Here is a 6,000-nt window from a genome sequence, read left to right on the forward strand (position 1 = left end):
GATTCTAACGATATGGAGAGAGTTACTATGATGCGCATGGGTATTGACCTTGGCGGGACAAAGATTGAAGTGGTGGCGCTAGCCGAAGATAGTTCAGAGCTATTTCGTAAACGTATTCCAACACCTAAAAACTACCCTGAAACCCTTGATGCCATAGTAGGCTTAGTTAATGATGCTGAAGCCGAAACTCAGCAAACTGGCAGTGTGGGTGTGGGGATCCCAGGGGTGGTATCACCGTTAACGGGTTTGGTTAAAAATTCGAATTCAACTTGGATTAATGGTCACCCACTTGATAAAGATTTAAGCGCTCGTCTTGATAGAGAAGTGCGGGTAGCAAACGATGCTAACTGTTTTGCGGTATCTGAAGCTGTTGATGGCGCAGCCGCAGGCAAAGATGTGGTCTTTGGGGTGATTATTGGTACAGGCTGCGGTGGCGGTTTAGCGATAAATGGTAAAGTTCATGGCGGCGGTAATGGCATTGGTGGTGAATGGGGTCATAATCCTTTGCCGTGGATGACTTCGGACGAATTTAATTCTACATCGTGTTTTTGTGGCAACAAAGATTGCATCGAGACCTTTATTTCAGGCACTGGCTTTGTTCGTGATTTCCGCCGTGCTGGTGGTGAAGCTGACAGTGGCATTCAAATTTCGCAAATGATGGCCGATGGTCATCCGTTAGCGACCCAAGCATTTGTGCGCTTTATGGATCGTTTAGCACGCTCATTGGCACACCTGATTAATATGCTCGACCCTGATGTGATTGTATTAGGTGGCGGCGTATCTAATATTGATGCGATATACACTGAATTGCCAAAAGTATTACCTAAGTATGTGGTTGGCCGCGAGTGCGACACCTTAGTGGTTAAAAACGAATATGGCGCATCATCTGGGGTGCGTGGTGCAGCATGGCTGTGGGGTAAAAACGACCACTAGGTCGATGAGTTAACTCTTGAGTATTAAAACGGCGCTATCAGCGCCGTTTTTATTTACAGTCGAAATTAAGTGTGAGGGCGTTAAAGCTCTTCAGGCTCACTAATGCGTTCGCGGCGCTCTAGTTCTTCTTCAAAGGCTGCTTGAATTTCTTCTAGCACTGAATTGACATCAGCAGCGCTGGTATCCTCTTCAAATTCACCGCTAAGCTGGGTATCAGGCAGTAAGTCGCCTTTCTCATATAAGCTCCACATTTCCTTGGCATACTTTGTTAAAGCAAGCTCAGGTGCAAACTGCGAGTAATAGCGGGTCATATTGTTAACGTCACGTTCTAGCATGACCTTGGCATTATTATTGGCTGAAGCATCGACGGCTTGGGGCAGATCGATAATCACAGGTCCATGGTCATCTTGCAGTACGTTAAATTCCGATAAGTCACCATGGACGATGCCGGCACACAACATACGAGTGACATACCCCATCATGGTGGCGTGATCTTGTAACGCTTGTTCTGCGCTTAACACAATATCATTTAAACGCGGGGCCACATCACCTTGACCATCAGTGATCAGTTCCATTATCAGCACACCTTCAAAGCAGCCATAGGGGACAGGCACTCGAATATTGGCGTCAGCACATTTATACAAGGCATCTACTTCGGCATTTTGCCAGGCATTTTCTTGCTGCTCACGGCCGTAGCTGGAACCTTTTTCCATTGCACGGCTGCGACGGCTATTGCGACTTTTTCTACCTTCTTGATATTGCGCTGCTTTTTTGAAGCTCCGTTTAATGGCTTCTTTATACACTTTGGCGCAGCGGATTTCATTTCCACAGCGAACCATATAAACGGTGGCTTCTTTACCGCTCATTAATTGGCTTACGACTTCGTCAATAAGGCCATCATCAACCAGTGGTTGTATACGTTTAGGAGTTTTCATGGCGCCGTTATACCTTACTTAGGCTGAGGATGGTAGTGATTGGCTGAGTTAATGCCATATTATTGCAGCTTAATGATGGCTAGATGTCACTTTGGTACTAACCAAAGCAAATTTTAATAGCGCTAAATGATAAGATAGCCTGCAGTTACTCCGTATTATTAATGGGGTTTGCTTTGTTAATGGCCATAAATAGGAGCCATCAGGTGAAGATAAATTTGCAAACAGCGAGGCTGCTAATAAGGGAAATATCTTCTGATATGACATCGTCAGAGTCTGCATCAGAGTTAACATCGCAGTCATCCGCACTCTTGATACAGCTTATGGCGTTGTTGACACCTGCAGTGGTTAATCATCTTCCTGCTAATTTTCAGCAGCTAAACTCACTACCAGCCGCCGAGTACTGGCTTGATGAAATGCTAGCACAAAGCCGTTTATGTCGGGTTGATGCGACTGATACAGGCTTAATGATGGGATTAGTCTTTATGTATCTTGCTGATGAAGAAACAGCCCATATCGGTTATTTACTGGGTGAGCATTATTGGAAAAAAGGCTATGGAAGCGAGTTACTCACAGGAGTGATTGAATTTTCCCGGGATCAACTTCAATGGCGTAAATTAATCGCTGGGGTAGACAAAAGTAACCAAGCATCAGCTAAATTACTTTTAAAGCTGGGCTTTACCCAGCAAGCCATTACAGAGCAGGGCGTGATTTTTTATGAGTATATACTAGACTGCTAAGCGAAATTTAACTGCACTAGCTCTCTCTTGAAAAGCGCAAAATATGGCCTTTGAATTGTTGTGTTAAATAATCAGTGTGAATGGGTTTGATATGATTATGGCTAAAGCCGTATTCATCCATCTTGGTGGTGAGTTTGTTTTTTCGGCCACGACCGGGATCGACAATAACAATTTCACATTGGCGTTTGGCATGGGCTTGAATGAAGTAAGCCAGCAAGGCAATATGCTCATCTTCGTACAATAAATCACTGCCGATGATTAAATCGAACTGACCTAAATCACTGTTGTCATCAGCCCAATCGACTCGTTCAAAGTTTATCGATTTGTCGTTATTGAGTTGGGTATTTCTTAATAGAAAACCTTCAACCTCAGGGTGATAATCGGTGGCGGTAATATCATCGGCTCTTTGGTTTAACAGTAAGCTTGAAAGGCCGATACCACAACCAATCTCTAAAATGCGTTTACCTTGAGTTTGATAATCAAGCATGTGATTTGCCAGTACCATACTGGAAGGCCAGACTACCCCAAAAATGGGCCATAGCGCCGAAGAAATACCTAAGTCTTTAGCTGTGTTGTTATCGTCACTAAATTGCTGTTTATCTCGAAGGGTACATAAGTGAATATCGTTGTCACCAATTTCAATGGTGTGATAGCGAACGCGTACAGGGGTCGTCATTATTTGTCCTAGTTGGGTAGCTAAAGCTAAGCCAAATATCTAGAAAAATATAAATGACGAAACAATTGAATAACCACACTATAGTAATTTTCGATTAGCGCAAAGGATATAATCAACTAATTCGAATAAAACCTTGCTGTGCAGTGGCTACAATGGTTATCGTATAATTGATTTAATTATATTGGAGTTAATATGAAAGGACTCATCACTGCCGCGTTACTCTCTTTAGCGTCGTCTGATTGCGTTATTGCGCCGCAGGATTCATTAGCTATTCCCCTTGTGCAGCGGCAACAACTTAACAATATGGTATTAAGTAACGAGTACTTATCTGGCTGTGTTACTGAGCAATTAGCTGATATCACTGAAAAGGTGTGCCCAAAGGGTGACGCTTACTGTTGTGACAGTGAAGCGAGTATTGAGCTCACTTACCTGCAATGGGAGAACATTTACCAACATTGTATGGTGAAGTAGAGACACAGCGGATAAACCCTTACTAAGGCACTTATTTGCTTAAGCGCGCTTGGTGTTATTCATTTTCCTGTCGATGTACATTAAAGTCTGAAACTAGACAATAAAGATTGAAACTAAGACAACAAAGTTCGAAACGTCATGAGTTGTTTAAGTTGGCAGAACTCACCACGGCAAACTTCCCTAACGATTTAGTGACCCAAATCTAGTTTGCCAGTTTGAACAAAAAAGTCGTGGTGCTTCACTTATACGAGTTATAAATCGCAAGTTTTCTTTAAGTCTTTCCAAACTTTGTTTGGATTAACGTCGTGGCGCTTCGCCCCTTCTTTTGCAAAGAGCAGAGTCAAGGGGGAAAGCGCTCACATTTTACAAAATAAGCCCTTAACAAACCCTCAGGCCCCAACGAAAAATGCTGAAAATCGCATGTTTTCAACGGGGATTGATCCAGCTTTTGACTTCGCTTGTAGTGTTCTTCGGTCATATTTGAAAATGCTAACGCCTCAGATGCGCCATCCATGGCTTAACTGAGGCTATATTGGCATCCATGCCAATCTCACGCTATTTTCTTCAAAGTCCTCAATTCAAATTGAGTCGGAGGCAAATAGATTTTCTGCTTTTTAGCCTTTTTATTCCCACTAATAAAGTCAAATCGAAGAGATAATAATCCCGGTGTAGATGCAGCAGCGAGCTTCTGACCGCCAAGGATGGAGGGAATGTCATTATTTGTCTGGAACAAATTTGACCAAAACATGGCGAAGTTTCACATCGCCTTGTTCGACAGCTATTTAAGCAAAGTAGAGGCAGCTTAGGGAATCGTGAAATGGTGAAGAAGTTGCGCAAGGAAGGCTACCAGGTTGGTCGCTATCTCGTTCGTAAAATTATGCATCGCCTTCGACTCAAAGCTACCCAGCGACGAGCTTACAAGGTGACGACACAGCGAAAACACTCTGATGCCGTGGCTGATAATCTGTTAAACATGAACTTTAACCCAGTATCCGCAAATCAGGTTTGGGCAGGTGACGTGACCTATTTAAAGACAGGTGAAGGCTGGATGTATTTGGCAGTTGTAATGGATTTATATTCACGCCGGATCGTTGGATGGCACATAGACAAGCGTATGACCACGGATTTGATATCTAAGGCATTAATGAAAGCTTACAATCTGCGCCAACCGGCCAGAGGGCTGGTATTTCACAGTGACCGAGGATCACAGTATACCAGCAAGCAATTCGGCAAGCTGCTTTCTAGCTATGGTATTCGAGCTAGTATGGGGGATGTTGGTGCGTGTTGGGATAATGCAGTCGTTGAACGTTTCTTTGGTAGTTTGAAACACGATTGGGTTTTTAAAGTTTCTCAACCAACAAGGCAGTTTATGAAGCAAGATGTGACTGCTTACATGAAATATTACAACTTGGAGCGACTTCATTCTGCTAATGGTGATCTGTCACCTGTAGAGTTTGAACATTCTCAACTAAAAGTGTCCAATTTGGGTTGACCAGTACAGACATCACCAGCAATAAATAAAATCGCATCTCGTTCAAAATCACACCAATAATCTTTTCTAATTGTATGAATGTCGAGATGTAAGTCAGAAACAGCGTAAAATTTCAATTTAATAACCTTTTTCAAGAAGGCTCGCACTAAATAAATGTAACTCATGTCTTTTAAAACAAAATTAATAGCAATCAACATTTTGGATTAACTTTCATCGACTTAGAATTTTTGCAAATATGACGAGTATTGTCGAAAATGAGAGCGAGAGAAGAATTAGTATATAGATGCTAAGTCGAGGTGACTTAATATGATGACTACCCATCGAGATAACAAATAAAGATGTTCGAAAAAAAGTTATTGTAAAAATAGATGATGCAACAAACAGAGTAATATAAATCATAACTTCTCCAGTTTTTTTCATAAAATAATGAGCATTTCTTAAAATTATTGATAGTGAGATTAAATCTACAAATAAATGTAGTCAAGTTAAATCTATTGTGTTTTCAATGGCTTACTTGCGATTCGAAAGTGGATATTTATTAAAAATTAGTATATTGTTTTTAATGTCATTTAGTAATTAATAAAAAACTGGAGAATATATATATGCTAAGAAGAGACCCATTGAAAATTTTTTTTAACGACAAATCGAGAGCGAAGCGGAATAACAAGGCCACCCATTCTAGTTGGCTAAATGTTAAACACTCTACTAGGCTTTAGTTATTACTTAATTTTCGGTAATTAATGATGGCCAGACCTA

General features: G+C 41.5%; 5 protein-coding genes and 1 pseudogene. 4 read left to right on the forward strand and 2 right to left on the reverse strand.

Features of this window, described 5'->3' with window-relative positions:
- Positions 1–27: 27 nt before the first annotated feature.
- Positions 28–933, forward strand: coding sequence for a fructokinase (gene mak / locus AB4140_RS06595; protein WP_372000282.1), 906 nt, complete (start codon positions 28–30; stop codon positions 931–933).
- Positions 934–1,013: 80 nt separating this feature from the next.
- Here mak and AB4140_RS06600 read toward each other — a convergent pair whose 3' ends face one another.
- Positions 1,014–1,868 (reverse strand): PA4780 family RIO1-like protein kinase, encoded by an 855-nt coding sequence (locus AB4140_RS06600; RefSeq protein ID WP_102476196.1) that lies wholly within the window; start codon positions 1,866–1,868, stop codon positions 1,014–1,016.
- Between the two features lie 257 nt (positions 1,869–2,125).
- Here AB4140_RS06600 and AB4140_RS06605 point away from each other — a divergent pair, with 257 nt between their 5' ends.
- Positions 2,126–2,605, forward strand: a complete 480-nt coding sequence (locus AB4140_RS06605) for a GNAT family N-acetyltransferase (RefSeq protein WP_372000284.1) — start codon at positions 2,126–2,128, stop codon at positions 2,603–2,605.
- 16 nt (positions 2,606–2,621) lie between these two features.
- On the opposite strand, the gene AB4140_RS06610 is transcribed toward AB4140_RS06605, so the two are convergent.
- Complete coding sequence (locus tag AB4140_RS06610) at positions 2,622–3,281, reverse strand: methyltransferase (protein ID WP_102439792.1); 660 nt, start codon at positions 3,279–3,281, stop codon at positions 2,622–2,624.
- Between the two features lie 192 nt (positions 3,282–3,473).
- On the opposite strand from AB4140_RS06610, the gene AB4140_RS06615 reads away from it, so the two are divergent.
- Complete coding sequence (locus AB4140_RS06615) at positions 3,474–3,752, forward strand: hypothetical protein (RefSeq protein WP_102476198.1); 279 nt, start codon at positions 3,474–3,476, stop codon at positions 3,750–3,752.
- Between the two features lie 760 nt (positions 3,753–4,512).
- Positions 4,513–5,244, forward strand: a pseudogene (locus AB4140_RS06620) (IS3 family transposase); the annotation flags it as partial.
- Positions 5,245–6,000: the final 756 nt, after the last annotated feature.

It is taken from the genome of Shewanella sp. 10N.286.51.B2, assembly GCF_041469265.1.
In the GTDB taxonomy this organism is placed as follows: Bacteria; Pseudomonadota; Gammaproteobacteria; order Enterobacterales; family Shewanellaceae; genus Shewanella.